Annotated in this window: 11 protein-coding genes and 1 tRNA gene; 8 read left to right on the top strand and 4 right to left on the bottom strand. The window is 62.5% G+C overall.

Annotated elements, in window-relative coordinates; genetic code table 11:
- The first annotated feature begins 45 nt into the window (after nt 1–45).
- Nucleotides 46–1,200, top strand: coding sequence for a dihydrodipicolinate synthase family protein (locus AC1D0N_RS24365; RefSeq protein WP_477248471.1), 1,155 nt, complete (start codon nt 46–48; stop codon nt 1,198–1,200).
- Between the two features lie 186 nt (nt 1,201–1,386).
- Nucleotides 1,387–1,593: a hypothetical protein gene (locus tag AC1D0N_RS24360; protein ID WP_477248469.1), complete on the top strand. Its 207-nt coding sequence runs from the start codon at nt 1,387–1,389 to the stop codon at nt 1,591–1,593.
- A gap of 192 nt (nt 1,594–1,785) precedes the next feature.
- Here the strand turns inward: AC1D0N_RS24360 and AC1D0N_RS24355 are convergent.
- Nucleotides 1,786–1,860 (bottom strand) — tRNA-Val (locus tag AC1D0N_RS24355).
- A gap of 103 nt (nt 1,861–1,963) precedes the next feature.
- Nucleotides 1,964–2,326 carry a cell cycle two-component system response regulator CpdR gene (gene cpdR / locus AC1D0N_RS24350; RefSeq protein WP_010911372.1) on the bottom strand — a complete coding sequence of 121 codons (363 nt, stop codon included), beginning with the start codon at nt 2,324–2,326 and terminating at the stop codon, nt 1,964–1,966.
- Between the two features lie 163 nt (nt 2,327–2,489).
- On the opposite strand from cpdR, the gene AC1D0N_RS24345 reads away from it, so the two are divergent.
- The 3 genes from AC1D0N_RS24345 to AC1D0N_RS24335 all read left to right on the top strand — a co-directional run bounded on the left by AC1D0N_RS24345 (nt 2,490) and on the right by AC1D0N_RS24335 (nt 5,153).
- Nucleotides 2,490–3,431 carry an N-formylglutamate amidohydrolase gene (locus AC1D0N_RS24345; RefSeq protein ID WP_477248466.1) on the top strand — a complete coding sequence of 314 codons (942 nt, stop codon included), beginning with the start codon at nt 2,490–2,492 and terminating at the stop codon, nt 3,429–3,431.
- A 330-nt stretch (nt 3,432–3,761) separates the two neighbouring features.
- Nucleotides 3,762–4,535 (top strand): histidinol-phosphatase, encoded by a 774-nt coding sequence (gene hisN, locus AC1D0N_RS24340; RefSeq protein WP_477248464.1) that lies wholly within the window; start codon nt 3,762–3,764, stop codon nt 4,533–4,535.
- Between the two features lie 105 nt (nt 4,536–4,640).
- On the top strand, nt 4,641–5,153 hold the full coding sequence (locus AC1D0N_RS24335; RefSeq protein ID WP_477248462.1) for a DUF1579 domain-containing protein: 513 nt from the start codon (nt 4,641–4,643) through the stop codon (nt 5,151–5,153).
- Nucleotides 5,154–5,174: 21 nt separating this feature from the next.
- Here the strand turns inward: AC1D0N_RS24335 and AC1D0N_RS24330 are convergent, their stop codons facing one another.
- The gene (locus AC1D0N_RS24330; RefSeq protein ID WP_477248460.1) at nt 5,175–6,131 is read right to left on the bottom strand and encodes an alpha/beta fold hydrolase; all 957 of its coding nucleotides are present in this window, start codon (nt 6,129–6,131) and stop codon (nt 5,175–5,177) included.
- A gap of 464 nt (nt 6,132–6,595) precedes the next feature.
- On the opposite strand from AC1D0N_RS24330, the gene AC1D0N_RS24325 reads away from it, so the two are divergent.
- Both AC1D0N_RS24325 and AC1D0N_RS24320 read left to right on the top strand, forming a co-directional pair.
- Nucleotides 6,596–7,063 carry an Hsp20 family protein gene (locus AC1D0N_RS24325; protein WP_477248458.1) on the top strand — a complete coding sequence of 156 codons (468 nt, stop codon included), beginning with the start codon at nt 6,596–6,598 and terminating at the stop codon, nt 7,061–7,063.
- A 143-nt stretch (nt 7,064–7,206) separates the two neighbouring features.
- Entirely contained in the window at nt 7,207–7,971 is a 765-nt protein-coding gene (locus AC1D0N_RS24320) for a sulfite exporter TauE/SafE family protein (protein ID WP_477248456.1), read from the top strand.
- A gap of 12 nt (nt 7,972–7,983) precedes the next feature.
- Here AC1D0N_RS24320 and AC1D0N_RS24315 read toward each other — a convergent pair whose 3' ends face one another.
- Nucleotides 7,984–9,036 (bottom strand): threonine aldolase family protein, encoded by a 1,053-nt coding sequence (locus tag AC1D0N_RS24315; protein ID WP_477248454.1) that lies wholly within the window; start codon nt 9,034–9,036, stop codon nt 7,984–7,986.
- 477 nt (nt 9,037–9,513) lie between these two features.
- Between AC1D0N_RS24315 and gltB the strand changes: the two genes are divergently transcribed.
- On the top strand, nt 9,514–14,262 hold the full coding sequence (gene gltB, locus AC1D0N_RS24310) for a glutamate synthase large subunit (RefSeq protein WP_477248452.1): 4,749 nt from the start codon (nt 9,514–9,516) through the stop codon (nt 14,260–14,262).
- Nucleotides 14,263–14,393 lie beyond the last annotated feature (131 nt).

The following is a 14,393-nucleotide window of genomic DNA, read 5'->3' as shown; positions in this document are numbered from 1 at the left end:
TTATTGGAACGTTCCATTTATAGGGCGCAACCAAGGGAGAGATCGATGGACATTTCCTTGCCTGGAGAGGACGGCCGCAGCAGCCGCTATCGCCTTGTCGGCCAGCCGGTGCAGCCGGCGGTCGGCGCGCGGTTCTCGCGCATCGCCTATGCCGCCGCTCATGTTGTTGCCGATCCGTTCGCCATGGCAGATCCGTGGTCCAAGCCGGCGGTCGACTGGGAGCGCACGATGGCGTTTCGCCATCATCTGTGGCGGCTCGGCTTCCGCATCGCCGAGGCGATGGACACCTCGCAGCGCGGCATGGGTTTCGACTGGTCGAATGCACAAGAGTTGATCCGCCGCTCGATCGCCGAGGCGCGAACCGTCGAGGGCGCCGATCTCGCCTCGGGCGCCGGCACCGACCACCTGGCGCCGGGCGCTGTGAGGACGCTCGACGATGTCATCGTGGCCTATGAAGAACAGTTCGGTTTCATCGAAGGCCTGGGCGGCAAGGCGATCATGATGGCCAGCCGCGCGCTCGCGGCCGTTGCCAGGAGCCCGGACGACTATGTGCGTGTGTACGATCGAATCTTGAGCCAGGCCTCCGGCAAGGTCATCCTGCACTGGCTGGGCGACATGTTCGACCCGGCACTGAAAGGTTACTGGGGCAGCCATGATTTCGATGCCGCGCTCGATACGGTCGTCGCCATCATCGAACGCCATGCCGACAAGGTGGAGGGGATAAAAATCTCGCTGCTCGATGCCGGCAAGGAGATCGCGCTGCGCAATCGGCTGCCTGACGGCGTCATCATGTTCACTGGCGACGACTTCAACTACCCCGAACTGATTGCCGGCGACGGCGAAAGACACTCGCACGCGCTGCTCGGCATTTTCGACGCCATTGCGCCGGTCGCCAATGCGGCCTTGGCGAAACTGGCTGCCGGCGACCACGCCGGCTACGACGCGCTGATGGCGCCGACCGTGCCGCTGTCGCGGAAAATCTTCGAGGCGCCGACCGAATACTACAAGGCCGGCATCGTCTTCATGGCGTGGCTGAATGGCCATCAGCAGCATTTTTCAATGGTCGGCGGCATGCAGTCGGCGCGCGGCATATGCCACTATGCCGACGTGTTCCGGCTTGCCGATCAGGCTGGGTTGCTGGCCGATCCGGAGCTTGCGGTCGCCCGGATGAGAAGCTTCTGCACCGTGGCAGGTATCTGATCGCCGCAGCCCCATAAGTCCGTGCGTTACGGCTGTGAAGTTTCAGCGGCGGTGGCATTGCTGTGCCCGCCTGCCTACGCCCCGGGGAAAGACTCCGCCGACAAATTTGGGGTTCCTTTGAACCAATCCGTTTCGGGACGCGACATAGCGCTGCGAAGAAACGCAATCCCTCAAGGAGAACGTCCCATGTTTATGGTTTCAAGAAACGTCTTTCTTGCCGCCATCGCTGTTTCGGTGCTGGCAGGCTGCAAGACGACCACCCCACCGGAATGCGACAACCTGAAGCCGAAAGTCACCTACAACGGCAAATGCTGCGGCCTTGGCGATGCGACCTGCAAGGAAGGCAAGAATAGCCCGCCGCAGAGTCACACGCCCAACCCTACACCGCAGTGATCTGATCGCTGCGGACCGTCCCGGCCTTGGCTGGGACGGTCTGCATCCAAATGGCGGGTTCACGGGCGCCGGCCAGCGTTGCCAACCAGAGTTGGCACTGGACCGGAGCCCGAAAAGTCGAGGCCGCGATCGACGTCTCCGAGGTCGATCAACCTACGGCCACATGCGGTAGAGACAAAAGCTGGTTTTGGATGGTGGGCGTGACAGGGATTGAACCTGTGACCCCTGCAATGTCAATGCAGTGCTCTCCCGCTGAGCTACACGCCCATCCGAAGCCGCGCATACACCATTTTTGATCCAGCGCGTCAATAGCAGGAAAAGGGAAAGAGAGGCTCGCTTTGTCGCGCCGGCAAAGGCCGCGAAAAACGCTTCAGGCTGCGTGCAGCATCTTTTCGACCTCGTTGACGAGGTCGCGCAGATGGAACGGCTTCGACAGCACCTTGGCGTCTTTCGGCGCCTTGGAATCCGGATTCAGCGCAACGGCGGCGAAGCCGGTGATGAACATGACCTTGAGGTCGGGGTCGATCTCGGTGGCGCGGCGGGCCAGTTCGATGCCGTCCATCTCGGGCATGACGATGTCGGTCAGCAGCAAGGAGAAAGGCTCCTCGCGCAGCCGCTCATAGGCGCTGGCGCCATTGTCGAAATCGCTGACCTGGTAGCCGGCGCGCTCCAGTGCCTTGACGAGGAACCGGCGCATATCGTCATCGTCTTCCGCCAGAAGAATGCGTGCCATCTTATCCCGTCCGAATCACCCGCCAGACATTGCCGTTGGGCAAGCCTGTTAACCATCCTGTATATGAGGAGGTGACGGTAAAGATCAAGTGAACGAGGAGAAGCCAAATCCGCATTCTACAAAGTGTTTTGGCCGCCGAAATGCTGGACATAGGGCGAGCGAGATGGCACTTTCCCATCATGATGCACTGGTGTTTCCGGGTTCGATCAAATTGAAGACGGCAGCCGAGGATTTTTCGGTCGTTCCACCCTTCGAAATCCGATCGGGCGCCGAGCAGCGCGTTCCCTTCCTCTTCAATTCGCCGCATAGCGGCCGCTATTACCCCGACCGCTTCCTGGCCATGGCACGGCTGGATCGAAACGCCATCCGCCGATCCGAGGATTGCTATGTCGATGAATTGTTCGGCGGCGCCGTCGCGCTTGGCGCGCCGATGCTGGCGGCGAATTTTCCGCGCGCCTATCTCGACGTCAACCGCGAGCCGTGGGAACTCGATCCGCGCATGTTCGCCGAACCGGTGCCGTCCTTCTGCAACATCCGCTCGGCGCGGGTGGCCGGCGGGCTTGGCACCGTGCCCAAGCTGGTGGGGGAGGGGCTCGACATCTATTCCGGCCGCTTGCCGCTGGCGGAGGCGGTGGCGCGCATCGAAACCGTCTACAAACCCTATCACGAGACGCTGAAGCGGCTGTTGACCAGAACCCATGCGCGGTTCGGCTATGCCGTGCTGATCGACTGCCACTCGATGCCTGCCAGCATAAGGGTTGGCGACAACGGGGTGCGACCGGATTTCATCGTCGGCGACCGGTTCGGCATTTCCGCCTCGCCGGCGCTGACCGAGATGGCGATCGGCCTGCTCGTCGGCATGGGCTATACCGTTGCCCACAACAAACCCTATGCCGGAGGTTTCATCACCGAGCATTATGGCCGGCCGGCGCGCCATCTCCACGCGCTGCAGATCGAGGTCAATCGCGGTCTTTACATGAACGAGCGGACGTTCCAGAAAACCGCCGGCTTCGATGCGCTTGCCGACGATCTGGCGCGGTTCTCGGCTGACCTGATGGCGATGCCCGATCACCACTTTATCGACCTGCCGCTTGCCGCCGAATAGCGCTGCGAGCCCGCTGCGGTCCGCCAGCCATGCCGGGGCGCAAAAAAAGACCGCATCGTTTGCACGACACGGTCGAAGTCTAGGGAGGAAACGCCCAAGGAGGGCATGGACAGGAAAACCTGTCCGAGGTCGAGGGTATTGTGCGCTGCACAAATGTCAAGCGACCTTCAGGCTTTTTTAATTCAGAGTGATGTGGAAATTGCGTTTCGATGACGATGATGTGACATTCTGGCAACAGTTGTCGCGACGGATAAATCGATAAATGGGCTTGTTTTGTCAGGAAAGTGCCGGCAGAGCCCGCTCGGGCGTGCCGCAAAGCGGGAGAATCAGTTGGACATCAGCATCGACTTCATGCGGCGCATTGCTCATGCCGCCGCCGCCGAGACGTTGCCGCGCTTTCGCCGGCAAGGCGCGGTCGCCAACAAGGAGGCGGGGAGCTTCGACCCGGTCACCGAGGCTGACCGTGAAGCCGAGCGCGTCATCCGGGCGCTGATATCAGCGGAGTATCCCGACCATGGCATTCTTGGCGAAGAGCATGGCAGCGAGAACATCTCCAGCAGGCATGTCTGGGTGATCGATCCGATCGACGGCACGCGCGCTTTCATCTCCGGCCTGCCGGTGTGGGGAACTTTGGTCGGACTGACGGTCGACGGCGATGCCGTCGCCGGCATGATGTCGCAGCCCTTCACCGGTGAGCTTTTCTACGCCAACGCTTCCGGTTCCTACTATGAGGGTCCCGGAGGACCGCGAAAGCTGGCGACACGCAAGACGACGGATATTTCCCAAGCGACGCTGTTCACAACCACGCCGGCGCTGTTCAAGGGCGAGGCGCGCAAGCGCTTTGACGCATTCGAAAAGCAGGTCCAACTCGTCCGCTACGGCGCCGATTGCTATGCCTTTTCGATGATCGCGTCCGGCAGCGTCGATATCGTCGCCGATCCCGGCTTGAAGCCCTATGACATCGTGGCGCTGATCCCGATCATCGAGAAGGCAGGCGGCGTCGTCACCACTTTGGAGGGCGGACCGGCGGAAAAGGGTGGCGACATCCTGGCTGCGGCGACACCGGAGCTTCACACTGCTGCGATGGCGGCGCTGCGCGGATAGCGCGCCGCCACAGTGGCTAAATCCTCAGGCGATTAGCCAACCCTCCTGACAGGAAGGTGTCAGGAGGGTTCCGCTATGGAGGTATCGCCAGAGGGAGGACTACACATGCCGACGCCGTCAACAGCCAGCCGCTCCGACAATGCTCCGGCCGACGGCCGGGCCGATTTCGATTTTTTCTTCGGTCGCTGGGCTGTCAGTCATCGACGGTTGCGCAAGCGGCTTGCCGGCGACACCAACTGGGATGCATTTGGCGGGACGTGCGACACGCGGCCGATCCTCGGCGGCCTCGGCAATTTCGACGACAACGTCATCGACTTGCTCGGTGGCAGCTATCGCGCCGCCACGCTCCGGACCTTCGATCCGGAGACGAGGCAATGGTCGATCTGGTGGATCGACGGCCGCAACCCGTTGACCATCGATGTGCCGATGCGCGGCACCTTTGCCGACGGCGTCGGCACGTTTCTGTGCGAGGACGTCTTCGAAGGCCGTCCGATCCAGGTTCGCTTTCTCTGGTCGCGGATCACGGGAGACTCGCCCCGCTGGGAGCAGGCCTTTTCACCGGATGGCGGCAAGACGTGGGAAACCAACTGGATCATGGACTTCGCCGGCCAGACATGAACGCCGGGGCGCTTCTTGCGGTCACGCGTTGTCGTCGGTTCCGGGGATGAACGCATCGAACGCGGCGAGCAGCGGCTCGCGGTAGATATCCCGTTCCTGCAGGATTTCATGGCGGGCGCCGTCGATCATCAGCAGGGAGCCGAGACGCAAATGTCTGGCGTAGGCTTCCACCGCCTTGGTCGAGACGACCTGATCGCCGCCGGCGGCGATCATCAGCAGGGGCACCTGGATCCTGGCCATGAAATCCGGGTCGCTGACGATTTCGGTCGCCTCGGCGGCGGCTTTCAGCCAACGGATCGTCGGGCCGCCAAGCGCGAGTTGAGGATAGGTCTCGTAGATCCCAGTGTTGCGTCGATACCGCTCCGGGTCCGATGTCACCTTGTTGGTGGCGAACGGTGCTGTTTCCCTTGGCCGCGGACCCCATGCCGCGTAAAGCCGGCCGAGGCCGAGAAGACACAAAACGGAGCAGACGCGGCGCACCGTTTTTATCGATACCGGCAGGTCTGGCACGGTGAAGAAGGGCGCGATCATCACCATGCGCCGCACGCGGTTCACCATCGAGGGCGCGGCGAGCAGCGCGATCACCGCCCCGGTCGAATGGGCCAGGATGTAGTACGGCCCACGGCAATCGGGCAGCACGATCTCCTCGAAGAACTGCTCCAGATCGCCGGTGTAGTCATAGAAGCTGCGGACATAGCCGCGCTGGCGGTCGCGGATCAGCCGGTCGGAATCGCCCTGGCCGCGCCAGTCGAGGGTGGCAATGCCGAAGCCCCGGTCGGCGAGGTTGCGGATGGTCTCGAAATATTTCTCGATGCACTCGTTGCGGCCGGTGAGCAGGACCACGGTGCCTTTCAACGGGCGGGCAACGGCCGGAAAGAGGCCGTAGCGGATCCTCTTGCGGTCGCGGGTGGTGAAAAAGCCGCCGGCCGCGTTTTCCGGTGACGGATTGTCTGGAGTCTGGTGGAAGAGGTCCGTCATTCGGCGCTTTGTCTTTTGGTGTCTCGCCTGGCCAAGCGAGGCGTCGCATGGTGATAGACGGCCATGCGGCAAAAGCAAAGGATTTCCGGGAGATGGGGAGAGCCGGGCCCGGCAACGAGCAAGGCCGGAAGCCGCCTGCGGCATGCTTCCGGCCTCTGTCGATCCGGGAGGAAGGGACGTTACACCCGGTTCGGCCCCGTTGCGGCGCCTTGTCGGGCGCCGCTTGTTCCTAGTCTTGAACACACTCTAGCGCCGGGTAGCTGAACGCGTGCCGAAGCCGCGGTTCATCTGCCGTTCATCGAGGGGCAAAACCCATCAGCAGGCGAAATCTTGAAATGCTTTCGACCGCTCCCCAAATGTTGGATGCGGTCGCCAATGTCGGGGCCGCTGGTCCAGCCGAAACGCCGCTCAAGGGTTTCGCACCGGCCATACGCAAACCATGTTGCTCAACAGGAGAACACCTCATGCGTCACGTTGATTTTTCCCCGCTCTATCGCTCGACCGTCGGTTTCGACCGCCTCTTCACCATGCTCGATTCGCTAGCGCAGCCCGAAAGCGCACAGACCTATCCGCCCTACAATATCGAGCGCACCGGCGAGGATTCCTATCGCATCTCGATGGCGGTTGCCGGCTTCTCGGACGAGGAAATCTCGATCGAAGCCCATCGCAACGTGCTGACCGTCAAGGGTGAGCGCAAGGAAGAGGGCACCGGCGAAGGCTCCGAACTGCTCTATCGAGGCATTGCCTCGCGGGCCTTCGAGCGCCGTTTCCAGCTTGCCGACCACGTCGAAGTCGTCGGCGCTTCGCTGAAGAACGGCCTGCTCTTCGTCGACCTCAAGCGCAACATTCCCGAAGAGCTGAAGCCGCGCAAGATCGCGATCACGGCGTCTTCGGCGAAGGCCAAGCAGATCGAGGCCAAGACCGCCGCCTAACGCAACCTGGAATAAAAAGCGTCTCCTCCCGAGACGAAAGCGGCGCCGAAAGGCGCCGCTTTTTTGTTGCGCCGAAATCTCTGTCACCCAGAACCACGAGTTCTGGCTCTTTTGCAGTGCGCGTCGTCTTCCCATGAAGGGCGATGACTGATTTTTCGCCTGATTTCTCCTTGGCGCTGACGGCCACCATTGCCATCACCTTCCTGCTTGCCGGCCTCGTCAAGGGCGTCACCGGCATGGGCCTGCCGACGCTGGCGATGGGGCTGCTCGGCACGATTATGCCGCCGGTCGCGGCGGCCTCGCTGTTGATCGTGCCGTCCTTCGTCACCAATGTCTGGCAGCTGTTCGCCGGCCCGAGCTTCGCGTCGATCCTGCGCCGGCTGTGGCTGATGATGACCGGCATCGTCATCGGCACCATGGCCGGCTCGAGGCTGCTGGCCAGCGACAACGTCAAATGGACGACCGCAGGCCTAGGTGCAGCGCTGATTGTCTATGCCGCCTACACATTGCTGGCGCGGCAGCTGACGGTTCCGGCATCCGCCGAGCGCTTTATGTCGCCGGCGGTCGGTTTCATCACCGGCATTGTCACGGGCGGCACAGGCGTGTTCGTGGTTCCCGCCGTTCCCTACATCCAGGCGCTGGGATTGAGCCGCGACGATCTGATCCAGGCGCTCGGCCTGTCCTTCACCGTGTCGACCATCGCGCTTGCGGTTGGCCTTGCCTCGCATGGCGCGTTCCAGGTCGAGCATATCGTCACGTCGTCGCTGGCCGTCGCGCCGGCCTTGCTCGGCATGTGGCTGGGGCAGATCCTCAGGCAAAAGATCAGCCCGGAGACGTTCCGTCGCTGGTTTTTGATATTTCTGATCCTGCTTGGCCTTGAGCTTCTGCTCAGGCCTGTCCTCGCCTAGATCCCCCGGCGATTATGCGCCTATCAGCGCCTCGAACTGCGCGACGTCCTCGCTGGTCGTGGCGAAGCTGGTGACAAAGCGATATAGCGCTTCGTCCTCGCCGATATGGCCGTCGAAACCGTGGGGCATGTGCCAATCGTAGAAAGCGGCACCCGCCGCCTGAACTCTCTCGGCCTCAGCCTTTTTCATGACCGCGAAGACCTCGTTGGCCTGCGGCAACCAGGCCAGCCGCGCCGAGGGCGAATCCTCGAGTGCAGCGGCAAGGCGCGCCGCCATCGCATTGGCGTGGCGGGCCGTGTCGAGCCACAGACCGCCGCGGAAATAGGCGTCGAACTGCGTGGCGATGAAACGCGACTTCGAGAACAATTGTGCGGCGCGCTTGCGCAGGAAGGCCAATTCCTTGGCGCGGTCGAGATCGAACAGCACGATCGCCTCGGCGCACCAGCAGCCATTCTTGGTGCCGCCGAAAGAGAGGATGTCGACGCCGCGTTTCCAGGTCATTTCGGCCGGCGTGGTGTCGAGCCCGACCAGCGCATTGGCAAAGCGGGCGCCATCCATATGCAGCGGCAGCTTGTGGTGTTTGGCAATCGCCGAAATCCGCGCGATTTCATCAAGGGAATAGAGGGTGCCGACCTCGGTCGACTGAGTGATAGACACCGCCATCGGCCGTCCCCAATGGACGATTTCCGAGGCGAAGCGGCCAACGGTCTTTTCCAGATTGTGGGGATCGATCTTGCCCAGCGCGCCGTCGACGGCACTAAGCCGCGAACCACCGGAAAAGTATTCCGGTGCGCCGCATTCGTCTTCGACGATATGCGATTCGCGGTGGCAGAAGGAAAGGCCGCCAGGCTTGTTGTACACGGTCAGCGACAGCGAATTGGCGGCGGTGCCGGTGGCGACGAAAAACACCGCGACCTCGCGCTCGAAGATTTCGTTGAAGCGCTGGTACACGGCCTGGTCGAGGGTGCTGTCGCCATAGGCGGTGGAAAATCCGCCGGCATGGGCCGACAGGCCGGCGGCGATGCTGGGATGGGCGCCTGCCCAATTGTCGGAAGCGAAAATCATGTATCTGCCTGTGCTGGGAAAATCGAGCCGACCTTGGCTGCTTTCGCATGCCGCTCGCAAGAGCCAGGCGCTGGAAAATCGGTAAAGCCAACGGAGCCGTCCGGATAGAGACGGCGATTGAAGGTTACGTTTTCACCATGCTTCACGTAATTTTCTGTCGCGGAATGTCCAAGATTTTTGTGAATCGGTCTTGTGCGCTCTCAGGATTTCTGTCATAAAAATTTAGGACAGTAGTGCTGTCTTATTTTGTCGCACAAAACAGGCTGGATTGGCGTATCGTTGGGCCTCTCCGGCCGTTGCCGCGAGCGACAGGTAGACAGACTGGCTCTGGCCTGTACGAATACCAGATACGAACCATGTGGAAAGCCGCATGGTTCAGCCCAAGATTTCGCAAGACGTGCCGCAAGGATCAAGGGGGAGCCAAGCGCTTCCCGAGGCAAACCAGCGCCCGAACGGCTGGGAACGGAGGACAGGACGATGACGGACATGACGCTCTCTGCGACGAACGGCCAGGCCGCGCAGACGAAAGCGGCAGCCGTCAAAAATGCGTCTATCACCACTGGCCTGACCACTATTGGCCGAACCGCCAACGGCTTTGCCGCGCAGGGCCTTTATGATCCGCGCAACGAGCATGATGCCTGCGGCGTCGGCTTCATCGTCAACATGAAGGGCGTGAAGTCGCACCAGATCGTCAAGGACGGCCTCGCCGTGCTCGAAAACCTGACGCATCGCGGCGCCGTCGGCGCCGATCCGCTGGTCGGCGATGGCGCCGGCGTGCTGGTGCAGCTTCCGGACCGTTTCTTCCGCGAAGAGATGGCAGCCCAGGGCATCGAACTGCCGCCGGCCGGTCAATACGGCGTCGGGCACTGGTTCATGCCGCAGGATGCAGCACTGCGCGCCCACATCGAGGACATCATCGCCGAATCGGCGCAGTCCGAGGGGCTTCCGCTCATCGGTTTTCGTGACGTGCCCGTCGACAATTCGTCTCTGTCGAAGGCGCCTGATATCGTCGCGTCCGAGCCGTTCCATCGTCAGATCTTCATCGGCCGCACGGCCGACATCACCGACGACGAGGAATACGAGGCTCGGCTCTATCTGCTGCGCAAGGTCATATCGGGCCGCATCTACGCCGAGAACGACAACAAGGACATCGGTTCCTACTGCGTGTCGCTGTCGGCGCGCACCATCGTCTACAAGGGCATGTTCCTGGCCTACCAGGTCGGCGCTTATTACAAGGATCTCAAGGACCCGCGCTTCGAGACGGCGCTGATCCTCGTCCACCAGCGCTTCTCGACCAACACCTTCCCGTCGTGGAAGCTGGCGCATCCCTACCGGATGGTCGCCCACAATGGCGAGATCAACACCGTGCGCGGCAACAACAACTGGATGGCGGCGCGCCAGGCGTCCGTTGATTCCGAACTGTTCGGCAACAACATCTCGAAGCTGTGGCCGATCTCGTATGAGGGCCAGTCCGACACCGCCTGTTTCGACAACGCGCTCGAGTTCCTGTTCCAGGGCGGCTACAGCCTCAGTCACGCCATGATGATGCTGATCCCCGAAGCCTGGGCCGGCAACAAGCTCATGGATGCCGACCGCAAGGCTTTCTACGAATATCATGCAGCGCTGATGGAGCCGTGGGACGGACCGGCGGCGGTCGTCTTTACCGACGGCCGTCAGATCGGCGCCACGCTCGACCGCAACGGACTGCGTCCGGCGCGCTACATCGTCACCGACGATGACCGCGTCATCATGGCTTCGGAAGCCGGCGTGCTGCCGGTGCCGGAAGAGAGGATCGTCAAGAAGTGGCGGCTGCAGCCCGGCCGTATGCTGCTGATCGACCTCGAGAAGGGTCGTATCGTCTCCGACGAGGAGCTCAAGTCGGAGATCGCCACCAAGCATCCCTACAAGACCTGGCTGACCAACACGCAGCTCATCCTCGAAGATTTGAAGCCGGTCGAGCCGCGCGAACTGCGCAGGGACGTCAGCCTGCTCGACCGCCAGCAGGCGTTCGGCTACAGCCAGGAAGACACCAAGCTATTGATGTCGCCGATGGCGACCACCGGCCAGGAAGCCGTAGGTTCGATGGGGACCGACACGCCGATCTCGGCGATGTCGGACAAGTCGAAGCTGCTCTACACCTATTTCAAGCAGAACTTTGCCCAGGTCACCAACCCCCCGATCGATCCGATCCGCGAGGAGCTGGTGATGAGCCTGGTGTCCTTCATCGGGCCGCGGCCCAACATCTTCGACCTGGTCGGCAATTCGCGCCGCAAGCGGCTTGAGGTGCGCCAGCCTATCCTGACCAATGGCGATCTCGAAAAGATCCGCTCCATCGGTCACACCGAGGACCGCTTCGACACCAAGACGATCGATATCACCTATGGCTCGAACGAAGGCGCTGGCGGCATGCAGGGCGCCATCGACCGGCTGTGCGAGCGCTCGGAAGCTGCGGTCGCCGGCGGCTACAACATCATCATCCTGTCCGACCGCCAGGTCGGGCCAGACCGCATCGCCATCCCGGCACTGCTGGCGACAGCGGCGGTTCACCACCATCTGATCCGCAAGGGCTTGCGCACTTCGGTCGGGCTGGTCGTGGAATCCGGCGAGCCGCGCGAAGTGCATCATTTCTGCTGCCTTGCCGGCTATGGCGCCGAGGCGATCAATCCTTACCTTGCCTTCGACACGCTCACCGACATGCACAAGCGTGGCGAACTGCCGAAGGAAGTCGACGCCTACGAAGTGGTCTCGCGCTACATCAAGTCGATCGGCAAGGGCATCCTCAAGGTGATGTCCAAGATGGGCATCTCTACCTACCAGTCCTATTGCGGCGCGCAGATTTTCGACGCCATCGGGTTGAAGACCGATTTCGTGGAAAAATATTTCACCGGCACCGCGACACTGATCGAAGGCGTCGGACTGGACGAGATCGCGGCCGAGACACTTAGCCGCCACACCGACGGTTTCGGTAATGACCCCGTGCTGCGCAACAGCCTCGAAGTGGGTGGCGAATACGTGTTCCGCATGCGCGGCGAAGCGCACATCTGGTCGCCCGACGCAGTCGCCACCCTGCAGCACGCCGTGCGTCAGGGCTCGTGGGAAACCTTCAAGGACTATTCCGCCCAGATCGACAGCGAGACGGCGCGGGCCCAGACCATTCGCGGCCTGTTCAGGATCAAGCTGGCGGAAGAGAGCGGCCGCAAGAAGGTCGCGCTCGATGAGGTCATGCCGGCGGCCGACATCGTCAAGCGGTTCTCGACCGGGGCGATGTCCTTCGGCTCGATCTCACGCGAGGCGCACACCACGCTGGCGCGCGCCATGAACCAGATCGGCGGCAAGTCGAACACCGGCGAGGGCGGCGAAGAGGCCGATCGCTATCTGCCGCTGCCTGGCGGCGGCAAGAATCCCGAACGCTCGGCGATCAAGCAGGTCGCCTCCGGGCGGTTCGGCGTGACGGCGGAGTATCTGGTCAACTCGGACATGATGCAGATCAAGGTCGCGCAGGGCGCCAAGCCCGGCGAGGGTGGTCAGCTGCCAGGTCACAAGGTCGATGCGACGATCGCCAAGGTCCGGCATTCGACGCCGGGCGTCGGCCTGATCTCGCCGCCGCCGCATCACGACATCTATTCGATCGAGGATCTGGCGCAGCTGATCTACGATCTGAAGAACGTCAATCCGGCGGCCGACGTGTCGGTCAAGCTGGTCTCGGAAGTTGGCGTCGGCACGGTTGCGGCCGGCGTCGCCAAGGCGCGCGCCGACCACATCACCATCTCCGGCTATGATGGCGGCACCGGCGCGTCGCCGCTGACCTCGCTCAAGCATGCCGGCAGCCCGTGGGAAATGGGTCTCGCCGAGACCCACCAGACGCTGGTGCTGAACGGTCTGCGAGCGCGCGTGGCGCTGCAGGTCGATGGAGGGTTGCGTACCGGTCGCGATGTCATCATCGGCGCGCTGCTTGGCGCCGACGAGTTCGGCTTCTCGACCGCACCGCTGATCGCGGCCGGCTGCATCATGATGCGCAAGTGCCACCTCAACACCTGCCCGGTCGGCGTCGCGACGCAGGACCCGGTCTTGCGCAAGCGCTTCAAGGGCACGCCGGAACACGTGATCAACTTCTTCTTCTATGTGGCGGAAGAGGTGCGCGGGCTGTTGGCCGAGATGGGCTACACCCATATCGACCAGATCATCGGCGACACCGACCTTCTGGAAAAGCGCGACCTGATCGTGCACTGGAAGGCGCGGGGCCTCGATTTCTCGAAGATGTTCTTCAAGCCCGATGCGCCGCATGCTTCCGTGCACTGGACCGAACGGCAGAAGCATCCGATCGACGACGTGCTCGACCGCAAGCTGATCGAACTGGCCAAGCCGGCGCTCGAGAGCAAGCTGCCGGTCAAGATCGAGGTCGACATCCGCAATGTCGACCGTTCGACGGGCGCCATGCTGTCAGGCGAGGTGGCCAAGCGCTTCAAGCACAAGGGCCTGCGCGAAGACACGATCTCGGTGAAGCTGACCGGTACCGCCGGCCAGTCGTTCGGCGCCTTCCTGGCGCGCGGCATTTCGTTCGAGCTTGTCGGTGCGGCCAACGACTATGTCGGCAAGGGCCTGTCTGGTGGGCGCATCGTCATCCGGCCGCCGGAAGAGGCCAAGATCGTCGCGGCGGACTCCATCATCGTCGGCAATACGGTGCTCTATGGCGCAACCGAGGGCGAGGCCTATTTCGCGGGTGTCGCTGGCGAGCGTTTCGCGGTGCGCAATTCGGGCGTTGCGGCCGTCGTCGAAGGCGTCGGTGACCATGGCTGCGAGTACATGACCGGCGGCATCGTCGTCGTCATCGGCCAGACCGGCCGCAACTTCGCCGCCGGCATGTCGGGTGGCGTCGCCTATGTGCTGGACGAGGCAGGCGATTTCGCCGAGCGCTGCAACATGGCGATGGTCGAACTGGAGCCGGTGCCGGAAGAAGACGATCTGATGGAAAAGCTGCTCCATCACGGCGGCGACCTCGACCACAAGGGCCGCGTCGACGTCTCCGGCGACATGACCAGCCATGACGAGGAGCGACTCTACCAGCTGATCTCGAACCATGTGCATTACACGGGCTCGGTCAGGGGTCGCGAGATCCTCGACGACTGGACGACTTTCCGGCCGAAATTCCGGAAAATCATGCCGGTCGAGTACCGCCGTGCGCTGATCGAGATGGAACGCATGCGCATGGGCGTGGCGGCGGAATAGACTGATGCATCGCCGGGAGGCCCCAGGGTTTCCCGGCCCACACCTTCATCGACAGTTTGACCTCGGGCGCAAGGTTGCCATGGCTGCCTCAAGAGGTTAACGGGTGCGGCGAAAACCGCACCATCTGGACA

Source organism: Mesorhizobium sp. P2_E10 (genome assembly GCF_056404235.1).
This window is presented reverse-complemented; position numbering and strand designations above follow the sequence as displayed.

Bases quoted from the DNA above. Each gene is read 5' to 3' on its own strand.
- AC1D0N_RS24365 (WP_477248471.1), top strand. From the start codon at position 46: ATGGACATTTCCTTGCCTGGAGAGGACGGCCGCAGCAGCCGCTATCGC.
- AC1D0N_RS24360 (WP_477248469.1), top strand. From the start codon at position 1,387: ATGTTTATGGTTTCAAGAAACGTCTTTCTTGCCGCCATCGCTGTTTCG.
- cpdR (WP_010911372.1), bottom strand. From the start codon at position 2,326: ATGGCACGCATTCTTCTGGCGGAAGACGATGACGATATGCGCCGGTTC.
- AC1D0N_RS24345 (WP_477248466.1), top strand. From the start codon at position 2,490: ATGGCACTTTCCCATCATGATGCACTGGTGTTTCCGGGTTCGATCAAA.
- AC1D0N_RS24335 (WP_477248462.1), top strand. From the start codon at position 4,641: ATGCCGACGCCGTCAACAGCCAGCCGCTCCGACAATGCTCCGGCCGAC.
- AC1D0N_RS24330 (WP_477248460.1), bottom strand. From the start codon at position 6,131: ATGACGGACCTCTTCCACCAGACTCCAGACAATCCGTCACCGGAAAAC.
- AC1D0N_RS24325 (WP_477248458.1), top strand. From the start codon at position 6,596: ATGCGTCACGTTGATTTTTCCCCGCTCTATCGCTCGACCGTCGGTTTC.
- AC1D0N_RS24320 (WP_477248456.1), top strand. From the start codon at position 7,207: ATGACTGATTTTTCGCCTGATTTCTCCTTGGCGCTGACGGCCACCATT.
- AC1D0N_RS24315 (WP_477248454.1), bottom strand. From the start codon at position 9,036: ATGATTTTCGCTTCCGACAATTGGGCAGGCGCCCATCCCAGCATCGCC.
- gltB (WP_477248452.1), top strand. From the start codon at position 9,514: ATGACGGACATGACGCTCTCTGCGACGAACGGCCAGGCCGCGCAGACG.